The sequence below is a fragment of the Actinomadura geliboluensis genome, assembly GCF_043197915.1.
GTDB classification, from domain to species: domain Bacteria; phylum Actinomycetota; class Actinomycetes; order Streptosporangiales; family Streptosporangiaceae; genus Spirillospora; species Spirillospora geliboluensis.
Map to the genome: position 1 here is coordinate 253,670 of NZ_JBICUA010000001.1, position 26,423 is coordinate 280,092.

General features: G+C 73.8%; 24 protein-coding genes. 4 read left to right on the plus strand and 20 right to left on the minus strand.

The annotated features are described in order from the left end of the window. Window positions 1–126 precede the first annotated feature (126 nt). The 20 genes from ACGFI1_RS01225 to ACGFI1_RS01320 all read right to left on the minus strand — a co-directional run bounded on the left by ACGFI1_RS01225 (window position 127) and on the right by ACGFI1_RS01320 (window position 20,696). On the minus strand, window positions 127–579 hold the full coding sequence (locus tag ACGFI1_RS01225; RefSeq protein WP_392781831.1) for a VOC family protein: 453 nt from the start codon (window positions 577–579) through the stop codon (window positions 127–129). Between the two features lie 75 nt (window positions 580–654). After that, entirely contained in the window at window positions 655–1,074 is a 420-nt protein-coding gene (locus tag ACGFI1_RS01230; RefSeq protein WP_364552095.1) for a helix-turn-helix transcriptional regulator, read from the minus strand. Between the two features lie 63 nt (window positions 1,075–1,137). Continuing rightward, on the minus strand, window positions 1,138–2,601 hold the full coding sequence (locus ACGFI1_RS01235; protein WP_392781835.1) for a glutamate synthase subunit beta: 1,464 nt from the start codon (window positions 2,599–2,601) through the stop codon (window positions 1,138–1,140). A gap of 14 nt (window positions 2,602–2,615) precedes the next feature. After that, window positions 2,616–7,187 carry a glutamate synthase large subunit gene (gltB, locus tag ACGFI1_RS01240; protein ID WP_392781837.1) on the minus strand — a complete coding sequence of 1,524 codons (4,572 nt, stop codon included), beginning with the start codon at window positions 7,185–7,187 and terminating at the stop codon, window positions 2,616–2,618. 339 nt (window positions 7,188–7,526) lie between these two features. Next, a complete protein-coding gene (locus ACGFI1_RS01245) occupies window positions 7,527–8,735 on the minus strand; it encodes a hypothetical protein (RefSeq protein ID WP_392781839.1) in 1,209 nt (402 codons plus the stop codon). A 52-nt stretch (window positions 8,736–8,787) separates the two neighbouring features. Continuing rightward, the gene (locus ACGFI1_RS01250) at window positions 8,788–9,582 is read right to left on the minus strand and encodes a hypothetical protein (protein ID WP_386868683.1); all 795 of its coding nucleotides are present in this window, start codon (window positions 9,580–9,582) and stop codon (window positions 8,788–8,790) included. A 69-nt stretch (window positions 9,583–9,651) separates the two neighbouring features. After that, window positions 9,652–10,389, minus strand: coding sequence for a VIT1/CCC1 transporter family protein (locus ACGFI1_RS01255; protein WP_386868685.1), 738 nt, complete (start codon window positions 10,387–10,389; stop codon window positions 9,652–9,654). A 6-nt stretch (window positions 10,390–10,395) separates the two neighbouring features. Further along, window positions 10,396–11,616, minus strand: a complete 1,221-nt coding sequence (gene lgt / locus ACGFI1_RS01260; RefSeq protein ID WP_392781842.1) for a prolipoprotein diacylglyceryl transferase — start codon at window positions 11,614–11,616, stop codon at window positions 10,396–10,398. A 90-nt stretch (window positions 11,617–11,706) separates the two neighbouring features. Continuing rightward, window positions 11,707–12,513, minus strand: coding sequence for a DsbA family protein (locus ACGFI1_RS01265; protein WP_392781845.1), 807 nt, complete (start codon window positions 12,511–12,513; stop codon window positions 11,707–11,709). 98 nt (window positions 12,514–12,611) lie between these two features. Beyond that, window positions 12,612–13,388: a DsbA family protein gene (locus tag ACGFI1_RS01270; protein WP_138640852.1), complete on the minus strand. Its 777-nt coding sequence runs from the start codon at window positions 13,386–13,388 to the stop codon at window positions 12,612–12,614. A 59-nt stretch (window positions 13,389–13,447) separates the two neighbouring features. Then, complete coding sequence (locus ACGFI1_RS01275) at window positions 13,448–13,939, minus strand: vitamin K epoxide reductase family protein (RefSeq protein ID WP_392781848.1); 492 nt, start codon at window positions 13,937–13,939, stop codon at window positions 13,448–13,450. 172 nt (window positions 13,940–14,111) lie between these two features. Beyond that, window positions 14,112–14,924 (minus strand): tryptophan synthase subunit alpha, encoded by an 813-nt coding sequence (gene trpA / locus ACGFI1_RS01280; protein WP_364554622.1) that lies wholly within the window; start codon window positions 14,922–14,924, stop codon window positions 14,112–14,114. After that, window positions 14,921–16,156, minus strand: coding sequence for a tryptophan synthase subunit beta (gene trpB / locus ACGFI1_RS01285; RefSeq protein WP_138640855.1), 1,236 nt, complete (start codon window positions 16,154–16,156; stop codon window positions 14,921–14,923). Before trpB ends, trpA begins: the two co-directional genes overlap by 4 nt. 130 nt (window positions 16,157–16,286) lie before the next feature. Beyond that, complete coding sequence (gene trpC / locus ACGFI1_RS01290) at window positions 16,287–17,093, minus strand: indole-3-glycerol phosphate synthase TrpC (RefSeq protein ID WP_138640856.1); 807 nt, start codon at window positions 17,091–17,093, stop codon at window positions 16,287–16,289. Between the two features lie 135 nt (window positions 17,094–17,228). After that, the gene (locus tag ACGFI1_RS01295) at window positions 17,229–17,702 is read right to left on the minus strand and encodes a DUF2752 domain-containing protein (protein ID WP_392781851.1); all 474 of its coding nucleotides are present in this window, start codon (window positions 17,700–17,702) and stop codon (window positions 17,229–17,231) included. A gap of 63 nt (window positions 17,703–17,765) precedes the next feature. Then, window positions 17,766–18,437 (minus strand): response regulator transcription factor, encoded by a 672-nt coding sequence (locus tag ACGFI1_RS01300; RefSeq protein WP_386868696.1) that lies wholly within the window; start codon window positions 18,435–18,437, stop codon window positions 17,766–17,768. Beyond that, window positions 18,434–19,033 carry a Trp biosynthesis-associated membrane protein gene (locus tag ACGFI1_RS01305; RefSeq protein ID WP_386868698.1) on the minus strand — a complete coding sequence of 200 codons (600 nt, stop codon included), beginning with the start codon at window positions 19,031–19,033 and terminating at the stop codon, window positions 18,434–18,436. The genes ACGFI1_RS01300 and ACGFI1_RS01305 overlap by 4 nt, the downstream gene beginning before the upstream one ends. Next, window positions 19,030–19,416, minus strand: a complete 387-nt coding sequence (gene hisI / locus ACGFI1_RS01310) for a phosphoribosyl-AMP cyclohydrolase (RefSeq protein ID WP_138640664.1) — start codon at window positions 19,414–19,416, stop codon at window positions 19,030–19,032. The genes ACGFI1_RS01305 and hisI overlap by 4 nt, the downstream gene beginning before the upstream one ends. A gap of 130 nt (window positions 19,417–19,546) precedes the next feature. Further along, window positions 19,547–19,753, minus strand: coding sequence for a cold-shock protein (locus ACGFI1_RS01315; RefSeq protein ID WP_018657218.1), 207 nt, complete (start codon window positions 19,751–19,753; stop codon window positions 19,547–19,549). 247 nt (window positions 19,754–20,000) lie between these two features. Further along, the gene (locus ACGFI1_RS01320) at window positions 20,001–20,696 is read right to left on the minus strand and encodes a TIGR03085 family metal-binding protein (protein ID WP_392781853.1); all 696 of its coding nucleotides are present in this window, start codon (window positions 20,694–20,696) and stop codon (window positions 20,001–20,003) included. Between the two features lie 183 nt (window positions 20,697–20,879). On the opposite strand from ACGFI1_RS01320, the gene ACGFI1_RS01325 reads away from it, so the two are divergent. The 4 genes from ACGFI1_RS01325 (at window position 20,880) to ACGFI1_RS01340 (ending at window position 26,399) form a co-directional block, all read left to right on the plus strand. Continuing rightward, the gene (locus tag ACGFI1_RS01325; protein ID WP_392781856.1) at window positions 20,880–22,697 is read left to right on the plus strand and encodes an ABC transporter ATP-binding protein; all 1,818 of its coding nucleotides are present in this window, start codon (window positions 20,880–20,882) and stop codon (window positions 22,695–22,697) included. Continuing rightward, window positions 22,694–24,475: an ABC transporter ATP-binding protein gene (locus tag ACGFI1_RS01330; protein WP_387073792.1), complete on the plus strand. Its 1,782-nt coding sequence runs from the start codon at window positions 22,694–22,696 to the stop codon at window positions 24,473–24,475. Before ACGFI1_RS01325 ends, ACGFI1_RS01330 begins: the two co-directional genes overlap by 4 nt. A gap of 63 nt (window positions 24,476–24,538) precedes the next feature. Continuing rightward, a complete protein-coding gene (locus ACGFI1_RS01335; RefSeq protein ID WP_240808438.1) occupies window positions 24,539–25,795 on the plus strand; it encodes a hypothetical protein in 1,257 nt (418 codons plus the stop codon). 115 nt (window positions 25,796–25,910) lie between these two features. Then, window positions 25,911–26,399: a hypothetical protein gene (locus tag ACGFI1_RS01340; protein ID WP_392781860.1), complete on the plus strand. Its 489-nt coding sequence runs from the start codon at window positions 25,911–25,913 to the stop codon at window positions 26,397–26,399. Window positions 26,400–26,423 lie beyond the last annotated feature (24 nt).

Below are 26,423 nucleotides of genomic sequence, written 5' to 3' on the forward strand. Positions count from 1 at the left end.
GGCGGCGCCCGCCAGGTTTCCGGCGCCGCTGCCGCCGGCGAGGTTGCGACAGGTGCGCTCCAGCGCGACCGCGCCGCGGTAGGTGAGGCCGCCGAGCCGGGTGTGGCTGCCGCCGTAGTGGCAGTCTCAGGTCGCGCAGTCGTTCCAGGGGGCGGTTTCGTCGAGTTCCTCGAAGGGCTGGGTGAGGCTGTACCAGCAGCCGGAGTCGTCGCGGAAGACGGCCTCGATGCCGTACGGGCGCTTCTCCGGCTTGTGGACGAACTCGACGCCCCGGGCGGACAGCCGCTCGTACTCGGCCTCGCAGTCGTCGGTGTTGAACGCGCCGGCGCCGAGGACGCCCTTGGCGATGAGCGCCTTCATCTGCGCGGCGGAGTCGGGGTCCATGGTGGGCGGTCCGGGGACCATGAGGGCGAGGCTGAGGTCGGGCTGCCCCTCGGCGCCGACGGTGACCCAGCGCATCCCGCCCTCGCCGAGGGTCAGGTCGTCGCGGACCTCCAGGCCGAGCTTGCCGGTGAAGAACGCGAGGGCGGAGTCCTGGTCGAGGACCCAGACGGTGGCCAGTCCCAGTTTCGTGATCATGTTGCCTCCCTGGTGGGCGGGTTCCGGGTGTTCACGCTAGGGGGCCGGGAGGCGGGCGGCCTTCTCGAAAGTTGCTCAGCGGCCGCGGAAGCCGCCCGCCCAGAGCAGCACGTAGCAGCCGGGGATGGCGGCGGCCCCGCCGGTGCGGGCGCGGCGGCGGAACTCGGTCGGCGTCATGCCGGTCTGCTGCTTGAAGCGGGTGCAGAACGTGCCGAGGCTCGTGAAGCCGACGAGCATGCAGATCTCGGTGACGGTCAGGTTGGCGGTGCGCAGCAGGTCCTGGGCGCGTTCGATGCGGCGGCGGGCGAGGTATGCGCCGGGGGTCTCGCCGTAGACCTCGCTGAACAGCCGGACGAAGTGGTAGCGGGAGTAGCCGGCGCGGGCGGCGACGGCGGCGACGTCGAGGGGCTCGGCCCATTCGCGGTCCATGGCGTCCCGGGCGATCCGCATCCGCCGCAGCACGCCGGTGTCCAGCACGGGGGCCGTGTTCCGCATGCTCCCCATGCTCGCACGAAGGCCCCGGAGGGACGTCCCTCCGGGGCCTTCGGTGCGGTGCGCTCAGGCGATCGGGCGCGCCGTCGGCGGGATCGGGTACGGCAGGTCGGTCCGGCCGGTGAGGTGGGCGTCGACGCCGTGCGCGGCGGCGCGTCCCTCGGCGATCGCCCAGACGATCAGGGACTGGCCGCGGCCCATGTCGCCCGCGGCGTACACGCCGTCCACGGACGTCTTGTAGTCGCCGTCGCGGACCACGTTGCCGCGCTGGTCGAGCTCGACGCCGAGCTGCTCCAGCAGGCCCTCGCGCTGGGGGCCGAGGAAGCCCATGGCGAGCGTGACCAGCTCCGCGGGGATCTCCCGCTCGGTGCCCTCGACCGGCGCGAACCGGGTCTCGGGGCCGCCGACCTCGACCAGCCGCAGCGCGCGGACGTTGCCGTCGGCGTCGCCGGCGAACTCGGTGGTGGAGACGGCGTACACGCGGTCGCCGCCCAGGTCCGCCAGCTCCTCGTGGGCGCTCTCCACCTTGAACAGCATCGGGTACGTCGGCCACGGCTGGGAGTCCGGGCGGGACTCCGGGGGCCGCGGCATGATCTCCAGCTGGGTGACGGACGCGGCGCCCTGCCGGATCGCGGTGCCGATGCAGTCGGCGCCGGTGTCGCCGCCGCCGATGACCACGACGTGCTTGCCCTTCGCGGAGATCGGCGACTCGTCGTAGTCGCCCTCCTGCGCCTTGTTGGACGGCGGCAGGTACTCCATCGCCTGGTAGACGCCCTTGAGGTCGCGTCCGGGGACGGGCAGGTCGCGCCACGCGGTGGCGCCGCCCGCGAGGACGACCGCGTCGTAGCGCTCGCGCAGCTCGTCGGCGGTGACGTCGACGCCCACGTTCACCGAGGTCTTGAAGGCGGTGCCCTCGGCGCGCATCTGGGCGAGGCGCCGGTCGAGGTGCCGCTTCTCCATCTTGAACTCGGGGATGCCGTAGCGCAGCAGGCCGCCGACGCGGTCGGCGCGCTCGTACACCGTGACGTCGTGGCCGGCGCGGGTGAGCTGCTGCGCGGCGGCGAGGCCCGCGGGCCCGGAGCCGACGACCGCCACCGTCTTGCCGGTCTTCACGGCGGGCGGCTGCGGGCGCACCCAGCCCTCCGCGAACGCCCGGTCGATGATCTCGACCTCGACCCGCTTGATCGTCACCGGATCCTGGTTGATGCCGAGGACGCAGGCGCTCTCGCACGGGGCGGGGCACAGCCGCCCGGTGAACTCGGGGAAGTTGTTGGTGGCGTGCAGCCGCTCGATCGCCTCCCGCCAGTCCTTGCGGTAGACGAGGTCGTTCCACTCGGGGATCAGGTTGCCGAGGGGGCAGCCCTGGTGGCAGAACGGGATGCCGCAGTCCATGCAGCGGCTCGCCTGCTTCTCCAGCCGGTCGGCGCCGAAGTCCTCGTAGACCTCCGACCAGCTCTTGATCCGCACGTCGACCGGGCGGCGCTTCGGGAGCTCCCGCCGGACGGTCAGGAAACCCTTCGGGTCAGCCATGTGGAGTCCCCCTCTCAGCTCTGCGCCGCGGACATGACGGCCTCGTCGACGTCGCGGCCCTCGGCCTCGGCCTTGGCCATGGCGTCCAGGACGCGCCGGTAGTCGCGCGGCATGATCTTGGTGAAGCGGGCGGCGGCCGCGTCCCAGCCGTCCAGCAGCCGGCGGGCGACGGCCGAGCCGGTCTCCGCCAGGTGCCGCTCGACCAGCGTCCGGACGAACTCCGCGTCGCCGGCGTCGAGCGGCTCCAGGTCGACCATCTCGCCGTTGACCCGCTCGGGCACCAGGTCCAGGACGTAGGCGATGCCGCCGGACATGCCGGCCGCGAGGTTGCGCCCGGTCCGGCCGAGGATCACCGCGCGGCCGCCGGTCATGTACTCGCAGGCGTGGTCGCCGACGCCCTCGACGACGGCGGTGGCGCCGGAGTTGCGGACGCAGAACCGCTCCCCGACGACGCCGCGGGCGAACAGCTCGCCGGACGTCGCGCCGTACAGGATGACGTTGCCGCCGATGATCTGCTCCTCGGCCGCGAACCCGGCGTCCGCCGGGGGCGCCAGCGTGAGCCGCCCGCCGGACAGGCCCTTGCCGACGTAGTCGTTGGCGTCGCCGACGAGCCGCAGCGTGATGCCGCGGGGCACGAACGCGCCGAACGAGTTGCCCGCCGACCCGGTGAAGGTGACGTCGATCGTGCCGTCGGGCAGGCCCGCGCCGCCCCACTTCTTGGTCAGCTCGTGGCCGAGCATCGTGCCGACCGTCCGGTTGACGTTGCGGATCGGCAGTTCCAGCTTGACCGGGTCGCCGAACGAGAGCGCGCCCTCGGCGAGCTGGATCAGCGTGTTGTCGAGCGCCTTCTCCAGCCCGTGGTCCTGCACGGCGGTGCGGCGCAGCGCCGCGCCGTCCGCGACCTCGGGGGCGTGCAGGATCGGGGCGAGGTCCAGGCCGGACGCCTTCCAGTGGTCGACGGCCTCGCGCATGTCGATCATCTCGACGTGCCCGATCGCCTCGTCCAGCGAGCGGAACCCGAGGGCCGCCAGGTACTCGCGGACCTCCTCGGCGACGAACTCGAAGAAGTTCACCACGAACTCGGGCCTGCCGGAGAACCGCCGCCGCAGCACCGGGTTCTGGGTGGCGACGCCGACGGGGCAGGTGTCCAGGTGGCAGACCCGCATCATGACGCAGCCCGACACCACCAGCGGCGCCGTCGCGAAGCCGTACTCCTCGGCGCCGAGGAGGGCGGCGACGACGACGTCCCGGCCGGTCTTCATCTGGCCGTCGGTCTGCACGACGATGCGGTCGCGCAGGCCGTTGAGCAGCAGCGTCTGCTGCGTCTCGGCGAGGCCCAGCTCCCAGGGGGCGCCGGCGTGCTTCAGCGACGTCAGCGGGGACGCGCCGGTGCCGCCGTCGTGCCCGGAGATCAGCACCACGTCGGCGTGCGCCTTGGACACCCCGGCCGCGACCGTGCCGACCCCGACCTCGGCGACGAGCTTGACGTGCACGCGCGCCGCCGGGTTGGCGTTCTTCAGGTCGTGGATGAGCTGCGCCAGGTCCTCGATCGAGTAGATGTCGTGGTGCGGCGGCGGCGAGATGAGGCCGACGCCGGGCGTGGAGTGCCGGGTCTTGGCGATCCACGGGTAGACCTTGTGGCCGGGCAGCTGGCCGCCCTCGCCGGGCTTGGCGCCCTGCGCCATCTTGATCTGGATGTCGTCGGAGTTGGTGAGGTACTCCGAGGTCACGCCGAACCGGCCGGACGCGACCTGCTTGATGGCGCTGCGCCGCAGGTCGCCGTTCTCGTCCGGGGTGAAGCGCGCCGGGTCCTCGCCGCCCTCGCCGGTGTTGGACTTGCCGCCGAGCCGGTTCATCGCGATCGCGAGGGTCTCGTGCGCCTCCGCGGAGATGGACCCGTACGACATCGCGCCGGTGGAGAACCGCTTGACGATCTCCGAGACCGGCTCGACCTCCTCGATCGGCACCGGCTCCCGCTCGCCCTCCTTGAGCTTGAACAGCCCGCGCAGCGTCATCAGCTTCTCGGCCTGCGCGTCGACCGTGGAGGTGTACTCCTTGAAGATCTCGTAGCGGCGGGTGCGGGTGGCGTGCTGGAGCTTGAACACCGTGTCCGGGTTGAACAGGTGCGGCTCGCCCTCGCGGCGCCACTGGTACTCGCCGCCGACCTCCAGGGTGCGGTGCGCGAGGTCGTTGCCGCCCGGCGGGTAGGCGCGGGCGTGCCGCTGCGCGACCTCCTTGGCCAGCACGTCGAACCCGACGCCGCCGAGCCGGGACGTGGTGCCGGTGAAGCAGCGGGCCACGACGTCCTCGCCGAGGCCGATCGCCTCGAAGATCTGCGCGCCGGTGTAGGACGCGACCGTGGACACGCCCATCTTCGACATGACCTTCAGGACGCCCTTGCCGTACGCCTTCACGAGGTTCCGGACGGCCTTCGCCGGGTCCAGGCCCTCGATGGCCCCGCCGCGGACCAGGTCCTCGACGGTCTCGATCGCCAGGTACGGGTTGATCGCGGACGCGCCGTACCCGATGAGCAGCGCCATGTGGTGGCACTCGCGGGCCTCGCCCGTCTCGATCACCAGGCCGGTCCGGGTGCGGGTCTTCTCCCGGATGAGGTGGTGGTGGACCGAGCCGGTGAGCAGCAGCGACGGGATCGCGGCGCGGGCGGAGTCGGCGCCGCGGTCCGACAGCACGATGATGCGGGCGCCGGCGGCGATCGCCCGGCTCACCTCGGAGTTGATCTCCTCCAGGCGGGCCTCCAGGGCCTCTCCCCCGCCGGCGACCTCGTACAGGCCCTGCACGACGTGGGCCTGCAGGTGCGGCAGCGAGCCCTCGTCGTCGATGTGGATGATCTTGGACAGTTCGTCGTTGTCCAGGATCGGGGTGGGCAGGACCAGCCGGCGGCACGAGTCCGGGCCGGGCTCCAGGAGGTTGCCCTCCGGGCCGAGCGTGGACTGCAGCGAGGTGACGAGCTCCTCGCGGATCGCGTCCAGCGGCGGGTTCGTGACCTGCGCGAACAGCTGCTTGAAGTAGTCGAACAGCAGCCGCGGCCGCTCCGACAGGACCGCGATCGGGGTGTCGGTGCCCATCGACCCGATCGGCTCGGCGCCCGTCTTCGCCATCGGCGTCAGGATGATCCGCTGCTCTTCGAGGGTGTAGCCGAACGTCTGCTGCCGCCTGACCAGCGTCTCGTGCGTCGGGATCTCCCGCTCGCGCTGCGGCAGCTCCTCGAACCGGACGAGGCCCTCGTGCAGCCACTCGCCGTACGGGTGCTCGGCGGCCAGCTCGGCCTTGACCTCGTCGTCCTCGACGATCCGCCCGGCGGCGGTGTCCACGAGGAAGATCTTGCCGGGCTGGAGCCGGCCCTTGCGGACGACCTTGCTCGCCGGGATGTCGAGCACGCCGGCCTCGCTGGCCAGCACGACCAGGCCGTCGTCGGTCACCCAGTACCGGCCGGGGCGCAGCCCGTTGCGGTCCAGGACGGCGCCGACCACGGTCCCGTCGGTGAAGCTGACGCTGGCGGGGCCGTCCCACGCCTCCATCAGCGTGGAGTGGAACTCGTAGAAGGCCCGGCGGGCCGGGTCCATCTCGGTGTGGTTCTCCCACGCCTCCGGGATCATCATCAGCACCGCGTGCGGCAGCGACCGGCCGCCGAGGTGCAGCAGCTCCAGGCACTCGTCGAACGAGGCGGTGTCGGACGCCTCGATGTCGATCACCGGGAAGATCCGGGACAGGTCGCCGGGCAGCAGGTCCGACTTCAGCAGCGCCTCGCGGGCCCGCATCCAGTTCCGGTTGCCCTTCACCGTGTTGATCTCGCCGTTGTGGGCGATGAACCGGTACGGGTGGGCCAGCTCCCAGGCGGGGAACGTGTTGGTCGAGAACCGCGAGTGCACCAGGGCGATCGCGCTGGTGAAGCGGCGGTCCGACAGGTCGGGGAAGAACGGCTCCAGCTGCGGGGTCGTCAGCATCCCCTTGTAGACGATCGTGCGGCTGGACAGGCTCGGGAAGTACACCCGGACGTCCTGCTCGGCGCGCTCGCGCATGCAGAAGACCGCGCGGTCCAGCTCCAGGCCGGTCTTGCCCGCGTGCGGGCCGCCGGCGGCGGGGGCGATGAACAGCTGGGCGAAGTGCGGCATGACGCGCCGCGCGGCCGGGCCGGTGAAGTCGGGGTCGTGCGGCAGCTCGCGCCAGCCGAGGACCGTCAGGCCCTCGTCGACGCACAGCGTCTCGATGTGCGCGACCGCCGCCGCGCGCTCGTCGGCGTCCGCCGGGAGGAAGGCGATCCCGGCCGCGTACGCGCCGGCGTCGGGCAGCGGGAAGCCGCAGACCTCGCGGAAGAACGCGTCCGGGAGCTGGACGAGGATGCCGACGCCGTCTCCGTCGTCCGGCTCCGCGCCCACCGCACCGCGGTGGTCGAGGTTCTTCAGCACGGTCAGGGCGTTCTCGACGATCTCGTGGCTCTTGCGGCCGTGCATGTCGGCGACCATGCCGACGCCGCAGGCGTCGTGCTCGTTCGCCGGGTCGTACAGCCCCTGGGCATCGGGGCGGCCCTGTACGCGGGCAGCAGGTGTGAAGGCAGCTGCGGCCATCAACCCTCCCGTCGTCGTCTCGTGTCACTGCTTCGGTGTCAGTGCAGTCGTGGGACGACGTTGGCCCTGCTGCGGTGAGATGACATTACATCACTGTCGGGAACATGCCCGACTGCACCGGATCGCGAAACTTACCCGCGGCGATCCGAGCGCATGCCATCTCGGAGTGGTTTAGACCAAGGCTAGTGCCGGGTTCGGGGCGTGCATTGCGCTGACCTGCGTGAGCATCATCACCGGGTCGGGACGTTTACCCCGAAATTCGGGTGATCTACCGAAAATTTCCCTCGTCGGGGACCGCCCGGACGCGGGTCACTCGGGGTCGGGTCGCTCGGGCGCGGGTCACTCGGACGCGCGGGCGGCGCGGCCGAGCACCGCCGGGGACTTGCCGCCCTCGATCAGCAGCGACAGCAGCGTCTCGTCGGTCTCGGTGCCCTTGCCGTCGAGCCGCTCGGCCCACGAGACCACGGCGAAGTGGCCCATGGCGAGGCCCCGCGCCATGCCGAAGCCGCGGCCGAAGTCGTCCAGCGGCTCCGGGGCCTCCAGCGGCCGGACGAAGCCGGCGCCGATCGTGTGCTCCAGCCGGGCGACGAACCGGTCCGCGTCCGCCGAGCTGTTCAGGTTGAACACCGTGACGGCCAGCCCGTAGCCGCGCTTCGGGTCGGAGTAGATGCCCCGCGCCGCCTGCGTGCAGCCGCCCTTGCCCAGCTCGGCGCCCACGCTGCCGCCCCACACGGCGGCGGCGCAGTCGGCGTCGAGCCGCTTCGCGCGCAGCTTCACCTTGACCTCGCCGTCGGGGACGGCCAGCGTCGCCGCGTCCGCCGGGAACGCCTCCGCCGCCGTCAGCGGCTCGGGGTCGGACCCGCGGGCGGCGATCCCGCCGTAGGCCGACGTCGAGGGCGAGCTGGAGTAGGAGGTCGGGGACGGTCCGTTCCCCGCCGGCTTCCCGATCTTGGCGTTCGCCGCGCTGCCCGCCGCGGGACCGTTCCCGTCGCGGAACACCACGACGGCGGCGAGCCCGATCAGCACGAGCACGCCGAGCGCGGCGGCCGCGCCGAAGTACAGCTTCGGGCCGAGCGCGGCGACGCGGCCCGCGAGCCCGCCGGGGGCCGCCGGCTCACCCGCCCGGGCGGGCCGTTTCGGCCGCTTGGCCTGCTCGGGCCGGCCCTGCCGTTTCGCCTTGCCGGGCCGCTTCGCCTTGCCGGGCCGCTTCGGCCCGCGCCCGCCGGGACGGGGAGGCGGGACGGCCTCGTACGGCTCGCCGTGCGGCTCCTCGTACCGCTCGTCGTACCGCTCGTCGTAGGCGAGCTCGGCGTAGGGGGCCGGCTCGTACGGAGCCTCGGCATAGGGCGGCGGCACGTCGTCGTAGGGCGGCGCGGGCGGCGGGACGGGGCGCTCCCGGCGCGGGGCCGGGCGGGGCGACGGGCCGCCGCGGCGCGGGCCGCCCATCCGGGCGGGCGCCGTCCTGCGCGGGCCGGGACGGCCGCGGCCCTGCTGCCGGCTCACCGGCGCTCGGCCGCGGCCGCCGCGGCGGGGTTCATCGGGGTCCACGAGCGCGCAGACTACTGCCCGCCGGCCGGTGACACGCCCGCGCGCGGGCCGGTCACTGCCCGGACCTTCCGCCGGAGGCCAGGTCGAGCCGCCCGTAGAGGAAGTCGGCGGCGTTCTCGATGACCAGGCTCACATCGATCATCTCGTTGAGCGAGGCGGGCTGCGCGCCGCCGGCCCGCTGCACCCACGTGAGCACCGCGTAGTGGCCGTAGGTCTTGGCGTAGGCGGCGCTGAACCCGGACCCGAACGCGGGGACGCCCTCCGCCTTCAGCGGCGCGATCCAGCCGGCGCCGGTCGCCGGGTCGAGGTCGCGCAGGATCTGCTTGACGCCGTCCTCGTTCTCCATGTTCAGCACGACGAACTGGCCGACGTGCTTCTTGTCGGCGCTCACGTAGGCGGCGCGGGCGAGCTGGGTGCAGCCGTGCTTGGCGAGGTCGGCCTGCAGCCGGGCGCCCCAGGTGCCGTCCTTGCAGTCGGCCGACAGCTTGGAGGAGGCCAGCGCGAACGTGTACGCGCCGCTCTTGAGGGACTTGGCGCCGAACGCCTCGCCCTCGGTGACCGCCCGCTTGTCTGCGGCGCGGGACGCGATCTGGGTGAAGCCCTCGCCCAGGTAGTCCGGCGTGTAGGCGGTCGGCACCGAGGTCTTCGGCGCCTCCTCCTCGCCGCCGCCCCCGGTCAGCAGGACCACCGCCACCACGGCGACGATCACCGCGACCAGCGCGGCGGCACCGCCGAAGAGCAGCTTCGGACTGGGGAGCTTGCGGCCGGGCTTGTCCTCCGGCCAGAAGTCCCGCCCGCCGCCCTGCTGGGCGGCCTCGGCGGAACCCGTGTCACGAGCCTCGATCACGCCCCGGAGCTTAGCGGTCCGGGCGGCCCCCGCGGGGCCAAAAGGGCTTTTCGTCCAGATTCCTTGGAGCTACAGGCCGTTGGTCCCGATCACCGCGCCGACGACGTAGGTGATGCCCGCGGCGGCGGCGCCGAACAGCAGCTGCCGGGTCCCGCCGAACCACCACGGCCGGGCGGTGATCCGGGACACCAGCGCCCCGGCCAGGAACAGGCCGAGGGCCGCGACGATCGCCGCCGGCCACAGCGAGGTGGCGCCCAGCAGGTACGGCAGCACCGGCAGGACCGCGCCGACCGCGAACGACAGGAACGACGAGCCCGCCGCCAGCAGCGGCGACGGCAGGTCGCCGGGGGTCACGCCGAGCTCCTCGCGGGTGTGCACCTGCAGCGCCTCGTCCGGGTCGCGGGACAGCTGCCGGGCGACCTCCGCTGCGGTCTCCGGGTCCACCCCGCGCGCCTCGAAGACCTCGGCCAGCTCGCGCTCCTCGGCGGCCGGGTGCCGGGCGAGCTCCAGCCGCTCGACCTCGATCTCCGCCTCCGCCAGCTCCGACTGGGAGGCGACGGAGATGTACTCCCCCGCCGCCATCGAGAACGCGCCCGCCGCCAGGCCGGCGAGGCCGGCCAGCAGCACGACCTTCTGGTCCACCCGGCCGCCCGCGACGCCCGCGATCAGCGCGAAGTTGGACACCAGGCCGTCCATCGCGCCGAACACCGCCGGCCGCAGCCAGCCCCCGGTCACGTCGCGGTGCTGGTGGTGCCGCTCGGGCATCACCCCGCCCTTGCGGCCGGTCGTCTCCCCCGCGTCCGCCATCGCCCCCTACTTCCCGTCCCGGACGGGCTCTCCCTTCCCCGCCCCGGCGGACTCGGCGGCACCGTCGTCCTCATTGTCCGCGATCTCCGCCGCGGGCTCGGGGGCGGGGTCGGTCTCGGGGCCGGCCTCCGGTTCGGCGCCGGCGGCACCCTCAGGGGCTTTCTCCGGCGCGTCCGAGGGGGCGTCGTCCTCGGAGTGCGCCTCCGATTCGCCCGTGGCCTCAGCGTCCTTCTCAGCGCCCTTGCCAGGGTCCTCGCCGGTCGCGGCCTCGGCCGCCGTCCCGGGCTCGGCCTTCGCCTCGGGCTCGGGCCCCTCGGCGGGCTCCGGCTCCTTCGTCGGTTCGGCCGCCGCCGACTCCGGCTCGCCACCGGCCGTCGCGGGGACCGCGCCGACGTTCTCCGGGCCGGTGCGGCCGCGGGCCAGGTACAGGTAGGCGACCGCGCCGATGAACAGGACGATCGACGTCCAGTCGTTCAGCCGCAGGCCGAGGACGTGGTGGGCGTCGTCGATGCGCAGCGCCTCGATCCAGCCGCGCCCGACCGTGTACGCGGCGACGTACAGGGCGAACGCGCGGCCGTGCGTGAGCTTGTAGCGGCGGCCTGCCCAGATCACGAGGACCGCGACGCCGACGCACCACAGCGACTCGTACAGGAACGTCGGGTGGTAGGTCGCGACGTCGGCGTACTTGGGGTCGAGGGCGGGCCCGCCGTCCAGCATCGGCCGGTGGTTCTCGTCGATCTCCAGCGCCCAGAAGGCGTCCAGCGGACGGCCGTACAGCTCCTGGTTCCAGTAGTTGCCCCAGCGGCCGATCGCCTGCGCCAGCGCGATGCCGGGCGCCACCGCGTCGGCGAGCGCCAGCGCCGAGATCCCGCGCCGCCGGCAGCCGATGACCGCGCCGACCGCGCCGAGCGCGACGGCGCCCCAGATGCCGAGGCCGCCCTTCCAGATCTCCAGCGCCCGGACGGGGTCGCCGTCCTCCCCGAAGTACCGCTGGTAGTCGGTGATCACGTGGTAGAGCCGGCCGCCGACCAGGCCGAACGGCACCGCCCACACGGCCACGTCGACGATCACGCCGGAGGTGCCGCCCTTGGCGGCCCAGCGCCGCTCGCCCAGCCAGACCGCGGCGACGATGCCAAGGATGATCATGAGGGCGTAGGCGCGGATCGGGACTGGCCCGAGCTCCCAGACGCCCTGTGAGGGACTCGGGATGGAGGCGAGCTGGTGCATGACCGTTGAACCTACCTCCTTCCGGGCGCGCCGTGCGCCCTCTCCGCCGCCCTCCGCGCGACCCGCGCCGTCACCGCGGTGCTCCCGCCGTCACGACGCGGACGTTCCGCTCGACGGCGCGCCGCCCGGGGCGGGCGCGCTGCCGGCCGCCTTCGCGACGGCCTTCCGCAGCTCGTCGGGCGAGCCGAGGACGGCGTCGGCGACCTTCTTGCCGTTCAGCGCCAGGTACGGGGTGGCGTCGACGCCCGACTTCCCCGCCAGGGCGCTGGCCTGGTTCACGGTCTTCATCTGCTGCTCGCCGTTGACGCAGGCGGCGAAGGACGGGTCGCTCACCCCGACGTCGGCGGCCCAGGCGATGAGCGCCTTCGGCAGGAACCCCGTCGTGCCCTCCTGGGGCTGCTCGGCGTAGAGCCTGTCGTGGTACTTCACCCAGTGGTCGGCGGGCATGCAGGCGGCGGCGTTCGCGGCCCGCCGCGAGTTGCCCATCAGCGGTTCCTGCTGGAACAGCTGGAACGGCCGGTACACCACCTTCAGCCTGCCCTCCGCGGCGAGCTGCTTCATCGTCCCGCCGAGCCGCGCCTCCATCCCCTTGCAGGCGGGGCACTGGAAGTCCTCCCAGACGTCGAGGACGGGCGCGTTCACCCCCGGGTCCGCCATCGCGACCGAGCCGTCCTGCTGCCGGGTCGCGGGGGCGAGCGCGCCCTTGTAGTCGTTGATCGTGGGCCCGCCCCCGTCCCGGGACATGACCACGACCACCACGACCACCGCGACCGCCGCCACCGCGACGGCCCCGAGGACGACCACCAGCGCACGCCGCCGCCGTCCCCGGGCCGCCGCCCGTGCCCGCTCCTCCGCGAGGCGCCGCCGCGCGGACCCCCCGCTGCCCTGCTCGCTCATCGATCCCCCGATCGCCACTCTGCGTGCTCTTGGCAGTCACGAGCGTAGCGGCGGGGGCGGCGGGCGTCCTCAGGAAGCGCCGTGCGGGCCGGGAGAGGTCACTTCCCGGCGCTGCCGGCGGCGTCGATCACGGCGCGCAGCCCGGCGGGGTTCATGACCTGGGCGGTGTCGAGCTTCTGGCCGTTCAGGAAGACCGTCGGCGTGCCGTCGACGCCGCGGTCCTGCAGCGCGTACTTGGTCATCGCGTCGACCGTGCTCTTCTTCTGCTCGTCCCGGACGCACTTCTCGAAGTTCGGGTCGGTGACGCCGACGTCCTTGCCCCACTTCACGAGGTCGTCGGGCGAGAAGCCCTTGGAGCCCTCGGCGGGCTGGAACTTGAAGAGCGCGTCATGGTAGGAGATCCACTTGTCGGCCGGGACGCACAGCGCCGCCTCGGCCGAGCGCAGCGAGTTGATCCGGACGGGGTCCTTCTGCTGCCCGAACAGGTGGAACGGCCGGTAGACGACCTTGACCTTGCCCTCCAGCGCGAGCTGCTGGACGGTCTTGCCGGTCGCCTCCTCGAACTGCTTGCAGATCGGGCACTGGAAGTCCTCGAAGATCTCCAGCTCGGGCTTGGTCACCCCGGCCTTGGCCATCACGATGGACCCGTCGGCCTGCCGGCTGACGGGCGCGAGGGGGCCCTGGTGCGCCTCGGCGCGGCCGTTCTTGTTCTTCTGGTCGATGACCAGGACGGCGGCGACCACGATCAACGCCACCGCCACCACCGATCCGAGGACGATGGCGAGCAGCCGCCGCTGCTTCTCCCGCGCCGCCTGCCGCTTGCGCTCGGCGGCCAGGCGCTCCCTCGCGGACCGCTCTCGTGCGGCCTTGCTCATTGGTTCTCCTATGCGTGCGGACCCAGCGCCGCCGTCGGTGCGGCGCGGTAACGGCGAGATTAGTCGACTTGACCGATCCGTCGGAATTCGTCGGCCAGGACGAGGAGGAACAGCAGGACCGTGACGACGTGGACCCCGGTGCACCAGAGGCAGATCTTGTGCAGGACCACCAGTTCGATGGTGACGAGGTACACGACCATCAGCACGCCGACGGAGACGCCCGCCACCCGGCCCCAGCGCAGCGGCGCCCACGTCGAGCGCAGCGCCCAGGGGGTCAGCAGCGCGGCGAACCCGACGAAGAAGGCGAGGCCCAGCAGCGGCATCGGGATGCCGAGCAGGGTGGAGTACTCGCTCGTGGTGACCGCGTGGCAGTCGATCGTCGAGGACGCCGAGCAGACCAGCGCGCCCTCGTCGTAGTGGGTGATCGTCAGGTAGACGGAGATCCCGAGGCCGCCGAGCGTCAGCAGCCAGGCCGCGACCTGGAACCACGCGGGGGGCGGCGGCGGCGACGCCACCTCGGCCCGGCCCTTCGCCGTCATCTCTTGCGTCATCGTGATCCTTCCGGGACCGCCTCCTCCGGCGATCACACCCTACGGGAGCGCGGCGCCACCACAAGCATGAACTCGGCGGCGGTGCCGCCGAGTTCCCGGAGACCGGCGGGACCCGCGCGGATACGGCTTTTCCGCCGTCCGCACGGGCACCGCCGGCATGTCCGGAACGTGCTCAGCGGCCGGCGCGGACGCCCGCCGCGAGCTCCTCGGTCAGCGACCGGACCCCGGCCAGCCCGGAGGCGAGGTCGGGGGCGTCCAGGATGCGGCGGCTGAACGCCGACCCGACGATCACCCCGTCGGCGAACGCGGCGACCTCGGCGGCCTGCGCGCCGGTGCCGACGCCGAGCCCGAGCCCGACCGGCAGCCCGGTCCCGCTCTTGTCGATGGCCGCCCGGGTGCGCTCGACCAGCCGCGGGGCGCCGGTGTCCACGGCCGAGCGGGCGCCGGTGACGCCCATCAGCGACGCCGCGTACACGAAGCCGCGGGACGCCGCCGTGACCGTCTCGATGCGCTCGTCGGTGGAGCTGAGCGCGACGAGGAACACCCGGTCGAGGCCGTGCGCGTCCGACGCCTCCAGCCACTCGCCGCCCTCCTCGGGCGTGAGGTCGGGGGTGATCAGCCCGGCCCCGCCGGCGGAGGCGAGGTCGCGCGCGAACCGGTCGACGCCGTAGTGGTCGACGGGGTTCCAGTAGGTCATGACCAGCACCGGGACGCCGGTCGCGGCGACGGCCTCGACCGTGGCGAACACGTCGGCGATGCGGACGCCGCCTACGAGGGCCCGGTGGACGGCGTCCTGGATGGTGGGGCCGTCCATCACCGGGTCGCTGTAGGGCAGCCCGATCTCGATCGCGTCGCAGCCGGCGTCGACCATGGTCTTCATGGTCTCGATGGCGCCGTCGCGGGTGGGGAACCCGGCGGGCAGGTACCCGACGAGCGCGGCGCGCCCCTCGGCGCCGGCCTTCTCGTAGGCGGTCCGGACGCTCACTGGCCCTCCCCCTCGGGCATCAGGCCGAAGAAGGAGGCGGCCGTGTGCATGTCCTTGTCGCCGCGACCGGACAGGCAGACCACGATCACGGCGTCCGGGCCGAGCTCCCTGCCGACCTTGAGCGCGCCGGCGAGCGCGTGCGCGGACTCGATCGCCGGGATGATGCCCTCGGTGCGGCACAGCAGCGCGAACGCGTCCATCGCCTCCGCGTCGGTGATCTCCCGGTACTCGGCGCGTCCGGTGTCGTGCAGCCACGAGTGCTCGGGGCCGACGCCGGGGTAGTCGAGGCCGGCGGAGATCGAGTGGGTCTCCAGGGTCTGGCCGTCGTCGTCCTGCAGCAGGTAGGTCCGCATGCCGTGGATGATGCCGAGCGAGCCGCCGACGAGGGTCGCGGCGTGCTTGCCGGACGCGACGCCGTCGCCGCCCGCCTCGAACCCGTACAGCCGGACCGACGCGTCCGGGACGAAGGCGTGGAAGGTGCCGATGGCGTTGGAGCCGCCGCCGACGCAGGCGACGACCGCGTCCGGCAGGGCGCCGGTCAGGTCGATGCACTGCTGCCGGGCCTCGACGCCGATGACGCGCTGGAAGTCGCGGACCATCATCGGGAACGGGTGCGGGCCCATGACGGAGCCGATGCAGTAGTGGGTGTCGTCGACGGTGGCGACCCAGTCGCGGAACGCCTCGTTGCAGGCGTCCTTGAGGGTGCGGCTGCCGGTCCTCACCGGGACGACCTCGGCGCCGAGCATCCGCATCCGGGCGACGTTGAGGGCCTGCCGCTCGGTGTCGACCTCGCCCATGTAGACGGTGCAGGTGAGGCCGAGGAGCGCGGCGGCGGTCGCGGTGGCGACGCCGTGCTGCCCGGCGCCGGTCTCGGCGATGATCCGCGACTTGCCCATCCGGCGGGTGAGCAGCGCCTGGCCGAGCACATTGTTGATCTTGTGCGAGCCGGTGTGGTTGAGGTCCTCGCGCTTGAGCAGCACGCGGGCGCCGCCCGCCTCCGCCGAGAAGCGCTTCGCCTCGGTCAGCAGGCTGGGACGCCCCGCGTAGTTCGCGAGGAGGTCGTCGAGTTCGCCGGTGAAGGCCGGGTCGCGCTTGGCGGCCTCGAACTCGCGGGTCAGCTCGTCCAGCGCCGCCATCAGCGCCTCGGGGGCGAACCGGCCGCCGAAGCGGCCGAAGTGGCCCGTGGCGTCGGGTACGGCTTCAGCACCGCGCGCGGCGGTGTCCATGGTCATGGGTAAACGGTCCTGTCGTGGAGAAGTGGCCGATGGGGTCAGCGGATGCTCGACTGGCCCCGCCATCGCTCCCGGAGCGGTTCGACCTGCATGCCCTCACCCTATCCAGTCGGCCCGGCGCGCGTGCCGCTCAGCCGCTCTGCCGCAGCGCCGGGTGGGCGCCGGCGGCGACCAGGTCGGCGACGGCGGCGCGCGGGTCGCGGCCGATGACGAGGCTCTCCCCCACCAGCACGGCGTCGGCGCCGCTGGAGGCGTAGGCGAGCAGGTCGTGCGGGCCCCGCACCCCCGACTCGGCGATCTTCACGACGTCCTTGGGCAGGGTGGGCGCGACGCGGGCGAACACGCCGCGGTCGACCTTGAGGGTGCGCAGGTCGCGGGCGTTCACGCCGACGACCTTGGCCCCGGCCTCCACGGCGCGGGCGGCCTCCTCCTCGGTGTGCGCCTCGACGAGCGGGAGCAGCCCGATCGACTCGGCCCGCTCGATCAGCGAGACGAGGGCGTCCTGCGGCAGCGCGGCGACGATCAGCAGCGCCATGTCGGCGCCCGCGGCGCGCGCCTCCCACAGCTGGTAGGAGGTGACGATGAAGTCCTTGCGCAGGACGGAGACGTCGACGTTGGCGCGCACGTCGGCGAGGTCGGCGAGGCTGCCGCCGAACCGGCGCCGCTCGGTCAGCACACTGATCACCTTGGCGCCGCCGGCCTCGTAGTCGCGGGCGAGCGCGGCGGGGTCGGCGATCGCGGCGAGCGCGCCCTTGGACGGGCTGCTGCGCTTGACCTCGGCGATGACCGAGACGCCCGGGCCGCGCAGCGCGGCGAGCGCGTCGCGCGGGGCCGGGGCGGCGGCCGCCTTCTCCTTGACGGCGTCGAGCGGGACCTCGCGCTGCCTGTCGGCGAGATCGGCCCGGACGCCCTCGATGATCTCGTCCAAAACGCTCAAGGTCGCAGGCCCCCTATTTCAGGTCGTTCCGTGCACCGATCGTAGCCGCCCCCGCCGGGGCGCCCCCCACCCGGGCGGCCCGCCGCCTCCTCCGGCCGCCCTCCCGGGGGCCGGCACGCGCCCGCCCCGCGCAGGTCAGGGCGCCAGCGCCGCGGCGAACGGCAGGTTCCGGACGACCCAGTAGACGATCAGCAGCCCGACGAACGCGTACACCACCGGCGGCTTGAACAGGACGGTCCGCATCGGCAGCCCGCGCGCGGTCTGGACCGTCCAGCGCGCGAAGAGGTAGCCGAAGACGGGCAGCAGCGCGAACAGCAGCGGGTTGAGGCCGAACGCGGTGCCGACGTCCCCGTGCGTGAGCGCGTAGACGAGGCGCGTGGCCCCGCAGCCGGGGCAGTAGTACCCGGTCATCGCCAGGAACGGGCAGCCCGGATAGTGCCCGGCCTCGTTGGGGTCGCCGCGCAGCGCCACGATCAGGGCGCCGGCGGTGACGCCGCCGAGGACCGCCGCCTGCGGCAGGAGCGCCCTGAGCCGCCCCGGGCCCGGCTGACGCGGTGCGGGCCCGTACGGGTGCGCGTGCTCCTGCGAAGGGACGGGTGCGCGAGTCACAACGCCCACGATAGGCGACGCCCCGCGAGCGGCCGCGGAAGCGCCCCGGAGGCGTGCCGGGCGTCAGCCGTCCAGGACGTAGCCGACGCCGCGGACGGTCCGGATGGGGCTGTCCTCGCCGAGTTTGGCGCGGAGCTGGGCGACGTGGACGTCCACGGTGCGGCTCCCGGCGCCGGCGCCCGGCCCCCACGCGGCGTCCAGGAGCTGCTCGCGGGTGAAGACGCGGCCGGGGTTGGCCATCAGGAACTCGAGGAGGTCGAACTCGGTGACGGTGAGCGCGACGCGGCGGCCGCCGGCGACGGCGGCCCGGCCGGGCCGGTCGAGGGCGACCGAGCCGGCCCGCAGCGGGCCCGGCGCCTCGGCGGCGGGCGGGGCGCCGCGGCGCAGCGCCTCGGCGACGGCGCCGACGAGCACGCGCGGGCCGAACGGCCGGTCGACGCGGTGCTCGCCGAGCGTGTGGGCGATCGCGGGGTCGAGGGGGCCGGTGACGGCGACGACGGGCGCGGGGCAGGCGGCGTCGGCGACGCGCCGGTACAGGTCGGCGGGCAGCGCGGCGGTGGACAGGTCGAGGACGACGACGTCGGGCCGGCTGCGCTCGGCGGCGGCGGGCGCCCGCCCCGGGTCGGGCTCGATCTCGACGGCGAAGCCCTCCCGGGCGAGGTAGCGGCGCTGCAGTTCGGCGACGGCGGGGTCGTGCTCGACGACGAGCACGAGCCCGCCCCCGTCGGCGGTCACGGCCGGCCGTTCCGGCGGGCGGTCGGGTCCTCGCCGCGGTCGAGGGAGCGCCACATCGCGGTGGGGTCGTCCGCCGAGGCGGCGCCCTTCGCGGCGGGGCCGGGCGTCCCGGCGCGCTCGTAGCGGGACGACATGGCGGGCCAGCGGGCGCCGCGCACGGCCGTGACCAGGCCGGCGACGGCGAGCAGCACGCCCCCGGTGACCGAGGCCATCCACCACAGGTTCACGTCCAGGACGGGGTCGGCGCCGAGCTTCAGCAGGGCGCTCTTGTCGCCGGCCGCGGACAGCACGTTCGACCGCTGGACGGCGGCGGCCGACGCGTAGGCGATCCCCGCCCCGAACAGGGCGATGAGGACGCCGACGCCCGCGCGCACACGGCCGCGCGTGGCGAACAGGGCGGCGAGGCCGGCGAGGCCGGCCCAGCCCAGCGCGCCCGCCGCGCCGCCGAGGTCGCCGCCGGTGAGCGTCTGGGTGAAGGGGGTGATGGCGTGCTCGGCCTTGACGGTGGCCCAGGTGCGCCCGGCGGCGAGCAGGGCGAGACCCGCGCCGGCGGCGCACAGCAGCGCCGTCAGTCCGCGTTCACGCCCGGGCGTCATGACGCCCCGTCAGGGCGCTCCCCGACCACGGCGGGAAGGACGTCGGCGTCCCAGCAGGTGCGGTCGCCGGTGTGGCAGGCGGCGCCGACCTGGTCGACCTTCACCAGGACGGCGTCGGCGTCGCAGTCGAGCGCGACGGACTTGACCCACTGCTGGTGCCCGGAGGTCTCGCCCTTCACCCAGTACTCCTGCCGGCTGCGCGACCAGTAGGTGCAGCGGCCGGTGGTGAGGGTGCGGTGCAGGGCCTCGTCGTCCATCCAGCCGAGCATGAGCACCTCGCCGGTGTCGTACTGCTGGGCGATGGCGGGCACGAGGCCGTTCGGGTCGCGCTTCAGCCGCGCGGCGATCTTCGGGTCCAGGTCGCTGGACGCTCGTGGGGACATGACCGAGAGTTTATTGCAGCGCTACCGGCCGCCGACCTCGGCCGCCGGTCCCCCTCGGCTCCCCCGCGCGCACACGAAAGGGCCCGCTCCCCTGGCGGAGGGAACGGGCCCCGACGTACGACTACGGGTGTTACAGGGGGACGACCTGGTCGGCCTGCGGACCCCGGTTACCCTGCGTCACCTCGAACTGGACGCGCTGGTTCTCGTCCAGCGTGCGGTATCCGGAGGACTGGATGGCCGAGTAGTGCACGAAGACGTCCGGCCCGCCGCCGTCGACGGCGATGAACCCGAAGCCCTTCTCGGCGTTGAACCACTTCACGGTGCCCTGCTGGGGCATGTCTTTCTCCTTGCGGCAAAACCTGGGCCCACACCTCGCGGGCCCGTGCGGTCGCTGCGGAACGCTCTCGCCCCCGGTACGGTCCCGGAAAAGCCAAAACGCCCGCTGCCATCAGTCCGCGGGCGTCTTCACGATCGAGAACCACGACTGCAACCGACCGCCCCACAGTATCACCGGTTCCGCGTAAAGCGGAGGAGCCGCATGGCACGCGATTCTCCTCTCGGCGAACCCTGCCGTTACCTGCCCGTTAAAGACTCCAACCGGTCTCGGTCAGGCTCTTGACAGCGTCCGTGGCCCCGGTGAGGCGGACGTCCGCGACGTCTCTGCGGCCCAGCGCCCAGAGGACGAGTTCGCCCACCGGGCCGTGCACGCGGACGGCGCCGCGGGCGTCCCGGCCCCGTCCGGGCACGCGCAGGCGGCGGCCGTCGGGTTGCACCAGCGTTACCTCGACCTGAACTTTTCTTAGGACAAAGCGGGCAATTTTTATCCGTCGCCAGAGCACTTCCTCGAGTTCCGGCGAGATCTCCCGGGGCGCCCAGTCGGGACGCGCGCGCAGGACGTCCTCATGGTGCACAAAGAACTCGACACCGTTCGCGTTTTTGTCGACTCCGGGAAGCGCGTACGGGGAGAACTTCGCCGGTCCGTCCCGAAAGCGTTCCACCAGCCGGTCGAACGGGACGGCGCGCGCGGTGCGGCGCCGGACGCGCTCGGTGTAGAAGGCCAGCGGCGGCAGCAGTATTCCGGGGGCGGCGTCCGGGCGGTCCTCCCGGACGACCAGATGGGCGGCCAGGTCGCGGGCCGTCCAGCCCGCGCACTTGGTGGCGGCGTCGGGCCCGGCCTCGGCCAGCGCGTCGGCCAGCAGCAGGCGCTCGCGCCGGACGGGCCCGGCCGGGCCGGGACCGGCGGGGCCGCCGCCGGCCGGGCGGCCCTCGGATGCGCTCATCCCTTGATCGTAGGCGGTGCGGGGCCGGCCGGGAATAAGCACCGCGGCCGGATGGTAGGCATGTGCAGGCCCGAAGATCCCCGCGCCCCGGCCGCCGGGGCATGTCCCGGGCGCCGCCGTGATCGAGGAGTCGCCGTGCCACCTGCGTCCAGACGCGTCAGCCCACACGTGCTCAGGGAGGGCATGGGCGTGCTGTGGGTCGCGGTCAAGGCCGAGCCCCGCGTCTTCACGGCGTCGGTGGTCGCGAGCGCCCTCTACGCGGCGATGACGGTGGCGACGGCGCGGGTGCTGGGCTGGGCGACCGAGCACGTCGTGCTGCCGGCGTTCGCGTCGGGGCGCACGACCGCCGGGGCGCTGGCCGGCGCCGCCGCGCTGATCATGGCGGTGGCGCTGCTGAAGGCGCTCGGCGTCGCCGGCCGCCGCTTCTACGCCGGCCTCATGCAGTACCGGATGCAGGCGTCCTACCGCCGCGCGGTGACGCGGCAGTACCTGCGGCTGCCGCTGGCCTGGCACCACCGGCACCCGACCGGGCAGCTGCTGTCGAACGCCAACGCCGACGTCGAGGCGGTGTGGGCGCCGATCGCGCCGCTGCCGATGGCGGTCGGCGTGGTGTTCATGCTGCTGATCGCCGCGGTGTCGATCCTGGTGACGGACGTGGTGGTGGCGGCGGTCGGCTTCCTGGTGTTCCCCGCCGTCGCGCTGATCAACGTGCTGTACCAGCGGCGGCTGTCGCCGGTCGCGACCCGCGCGCAGCAGCTGCGCGCGGAGGTCAGCGAGGTGGCGCACGAGAGCTTCGAGGGCGGCCTGGTCGTCAAGACCCTCGGCCGGGAGGCGGCCGAGACCGCGCGGTTCCGGGAGCGGGCGGAGGAGCTGCGCGACGCCAACATCGCGGTGGGCCGGATCCGCGGCCTGTTCGACCCAGTGCTGGAGGCGCTGCCGAACCTCGGCGTCCTCGCCGTGCTGCTGATCGGGTCGATGCGGCTCCAGGCCGGCGCGATGTCGCCGGGCGACCTGGTGAACGCCGCCTACCTGTTCACGCTGCTGTCGTGGCCGATCCGGGCGCTCGGCTGGGTGCTCGGGGAGGTGCCGCGCAGCGTCGTCGGCTGGGAGCGGGTCCGCCACGTGCTGGACGCGACCGGCTCACTGCCGTTCGGGCAGGACGCGCTGGACGGCGACGGCGGCAAGGCGACCGACCTGGAGGTCCGCGAGGTCCGCTTCGCCTACGAGGCGGACGGCGACGGGGACGGCTCCGGGCGGCACATCCTGCACGACGTGTCGTTCGCCGCGTCCCCGGGCCGGACGATCGCGGTGGTCGGCCCGACGGGCTCGGGCAAGTCGACGCTGACCTCCCTCCTGGTGCGGCTGGTCGACCCGGCCGACGGCTCGGTCCTGCTGGACGGCGTCGACCTGCGCGACGTGCGGCGCGGCGGGGTCGCGGCGACGGCGGCGCTCGTCCCGCAGCAGACGTTCCTGTTCGACGACACCGTGCGCGGCAACGTGACGCTCGGCCTCGACGTCCCCGACGAGCGGGTCTGGGAGTCGCTGCGCCTCGCGCAGGCCGAGGGGTTCGTCGCGGCCCTCGCCGACGGGCTCGACACGAAGGTGGGCGAGCGCGGGGCGACGCTGTCCGGCGGGCAGCGGCAGCGGCTCGCGCTGGCGCGCGCGCTGGTGCGGCGGCCCCGGCTGCTCGTCCTGGACGACGCGACCTCCAGCGTCGACCCGCAGGTGGAGGCCCGCATCCTGCAGAGCCTGCGGGAGGCGCAGTCGGGCGAGGCGGGCGGCGCGACCGTCGTGGTCGTCGCCTACCGCAAGGCCACGATCGCGCTGGCCGACGAGGTCGTCTACATGGAGCACGGCCGCGTCGTCGCGCGCGGCGCCCACGCCGAGCTGCTGGAGAGCTCGGCGGGTTACGCCGACCTCGTGAACGCCTACGAGCGGGCCGAGGCCGAGCAGGAAGCCGAGCAGGAGGCCGTCGAGGGCGGCGAGGAGGCACTGGCATGACGGTCCTTGACGGCTCGGCGGCCACCGAGGGCGCGATCAGCACGCTCAAGCGGGGGCTGCGGCTGAGCCCGGAGTTCCGCGCGGGCCTCGCGGGCACGCTGCTGCTCGCGCTGGTGTCGACGGCGGGGCGGGTGGTGGTGCCCATCGCCGTCCAGCAGACGATCGACAAGGGCATCGGGCGGCCGGACGGCCCCGACATCGCCTTCATCCGGACGGCGGTGCTGCTGTGCGCGGCGGCCGTGCTGGTGACGGCGGTGTGCGCGTATCTGATGAACGTGCGGCTCTACAAGACCTCCGAGGGCGGCCTGGCGGGGCTGCGGGTGAAGGCGTTCCGGCACGTCCACGACCTGTCGATGCTCACCCAGAGCGGGGAGCGGCGGGGCGCGCTCGTGTCGCGGGTGACGAGCGACGTCGACCAGATCAGCCAGTTCATGCAGTCCGGCGGGCTGATGTTCATCGTCTCGATCGGGCAGCTGCTCGTGGCGAGCGTGCTGATGCTGGTCTACTCCTGGCAGCTGGCGCTGCTGGTGTGGGTCGCGTTCCTGCCGCTGGCGTTCGCGCTGCGCCGTTTCCAGCGGATCCTGTCGGGGGCCTACTTCCGGGTCCGGGAGCGGATGGGCGACCTGCTGGCCGCGGTCGGCGAGTCGGTCGTGGGCGCCCCGGTGATCCGCGCGTACGCGGCGGAGGAGCGCACCGGCCGCCGGGTGGACGAGACCGTGGAGTCCTACCGGTCGGCGCAGACCCGCGCGCAGGCGATGGTCGCGCTGACCTTCCCGGTCAGCGAGCTGGTCGCCGCCCTGGCGACCGCCGCGGTCGTCATCGCCGGGACGCTGCTCGGCATCGCCGGCGAGGTGTCGGCCGGCAAGCTGATCGCGTTCCTGTTCCTGGTGACGCTGTTCGTCAGCCCGATGCAGACGGCCACCGAGGTGCTGAACGAGGCGCAGAACGCGATCGCGGGCTGGCGGCGGGTCCTCGGCGTGCTGGACACCGCCCCGGACGTCGCCGACCCGGGCGACGCGGGCGAGACGCTGCCGCGCGGCCCGATCGAGGTGCGGTTCGAGTCGGTCGGGTTCGCCTACCCGGGCGGCCCGCCCGTGCTGCTCGGCGTGGACGCCGAGATCGCGCCGCGCAGCCGGATCGCGATCGTCGGGCAGACGGGCTCCGGCAAGACGACGTTCGCCAAGCTCCTCACCCGGCTCATGGACCCGGTCTCGGGCCGGGTCCTGGTGGACGGCGTGCCGCTGGACCGGGTCCGGTTCTCGTCGCTGCGCGAGCGGATCGTCATGGTGCCGCAGGACGGGTTCCTGTTCGACGCCTCCCTCGGCGACAACATCCGGTACGGGCGCCCGGACGCCTCCGACGAGGAGCTCGTCCTCGCGCTCACCGAACTCGGCCTCGCCGACTGGCTGGACGGCCTGCCGCGGGGCCTGGACACCCCGGTCGGGCAGCGCGGCGAGTCGCTGTCGGCCGGCGAGCGGCAGCTCGTCGCGCTGGCCCGCGCCTACATCGCCGACCCGGACCTGCTCGTGCTGGACGAGGCGACCTCGGCGGTCGACCCGGCGACGGAGGTCCGCATCCAGCGGGCCCTGGACGGCGTCACCCGCGGCCGGACGGCGATCGCCATCGCGCACCGGCTGTCCACCGCCGAGGCGGCCGACGAGGTGATCGTCTTCGAGGCCGGGCGGATCGTCCAGCGCGGCCCGCACGCCGAGCTGGTGGCGCGTCCGGGCGTCTACGCCGACCTGCACGCCTCCTGGATCGCGCAGCGGTCGCTATGAGGACGGGACAGACCTGGGGTAAAGCACTTGCCCGTTATCTGGTCCAGTGCGCATTCTGACGGGGTGAGCAACGAGGTCGTGTTGGAATCGGCGAGCACGCTGCACGGTCAGCTGCAGCGGGGGCTCGGAAGGGCCGCGCGGCGCGCGGCGGACAGGCCCGGCGCGGGCGAGTACGTGTACGCCTGCGTCCGGCTGGATCCGCGCTGGGACCGCCAGTGCGAGTCGCGCCGGCTGTACTACGCCCGGTTGATGGTGGATCTGGAGTTGCCGACGGGGCCGGTGGCCGAGCACCTGTTCGACCCGTCCGACCACACCGACCCCGACGAGTGGCGGGTGGACCTGGCGCTCGGCGTCCTCGCGGACCTGGTGCGGCTGAGCCGGCGCGAGGCGGCGGCGCCGCTGCGCCGGTACGCCGAGGAGGGCGCGCAGTGGTTCGACGCGGTGGTGGAGCTGATCGACCTCGAGGACCCGGCGCTGACGATCGGTTTGGACGAGCTGGTGGCGGCGCGCTGCGACGACGCCGACCTGGAGCTGCTGATACCCGCCGGGCGCAACCCGGTGATCGAGGCGTGGGCGGCGCGGCAGCCGCGGGTGGCCGCGGCGCTGGAGCGGCAGCGGGCGGCGGGCCGGGCGGCGCGCCGCGCGATGGCCGCGGCGCCCGGCCGGGACGCGCAGAGCGACGCCGAACTGCTGGACCTCGCCCGGCGGCGCGGCGAGGGCGCCATCGCGGCGATCTTCGAGCTGGGGCGGCGGCGGACGCCGGCGCTGCTCGACCTCGCCGAGGAGCTGCTGCCGCAGCGGCCGAGCCGGTACGGCGGCGCGGTGTGCCGGGCGCTGCGCGAGTACGGCCCGGAGACGCTGCCGCGGGCGCGGGCGTGGGCCGCCGAGCGCGGCGGCTGCGCCGACATGGGGCTGCGCATCCTCGCCAGATACGGCACCCGGCAGGACATCCCGCTGCTCATGGAGGAGCTGCGCGGGGCCGTCGCCCGGCGGGAGTGGGGCGGCGCCGCGGGCCCCATCGAGGGGCTGGGGCGGCTGCGCGCCGGCGAGGCCGTCCCGCTGCTGAAGACCGCTTGGACCGAGTCGACCTACGCCTATCTGAGACCCCGCATCCTGACCGCGTTGACGAGAACCGCCCCGCACACGGCCGAGTCCTACACCGTCGAGGGGCTGTGGGACTGCGAGGACGGCGTCCGCGCCGAGGCCGCCCGGTCCGCGCCGCTCACCCGCGAGACGGGGCTGCGGCTGCGGCGGCTGCACCAGGACGGCGCCGAGGACCCCGGCGTCCGCGCCGCGGCGGGCGCCCGCCTGATGACCTGAGGCCCTGAGGGCCGGCCCGCCGCCGGGGGCCCCTCCGGGCGGCCGGTGAACCCCGCCGGGGCGGGGCGCGTATTGCTCCCTCGAATCGCGCGTCTCACCCCGGAGAGGAATGGCGATGGGTCCCCGACACCACCCCCGCCCGATCACACCGCGCCCGAACGCGTCTCGCCTGCGCGCACCGCGGGCACGAGCGGCGCTGCTGTGCGCCGCCGCGCTGGCGCTGCCGCTCGCGGCGGGCTGCTCGGCGAAGTCCGGCGCCTCGTCCGGTGAGAAGGCCGCGAAGCCCGCCAGCCTGGCGGAGCTCGCGAAGCAGACGGACTGCCAGGTGACCGGTCAGCGCAAGGTCAAGGACCTGGAGCAGGGGAACTGCAAGACCTCGCTGGGACGCTACGTGCTGGTCAGCTTCACCACCGACGCGGGCATGCACTCGTGGCTGGAGGAGGCCAAGCCGTGGGGCGGCTGGTACCTGGTCGGGGCGCGCTGGGTGGCGGTCAGCCAGAAGCCGACGCTGGAGTCGCTCCGCAAGGACCTCGGCGGCAAGATCGTCCAGGGCGACCACCACGGCTCCGGGCAGGAGGGCGGGCACGAGGGCGGGCACGGCTGAGCCGCTCCCGGCCACCTCTTATCG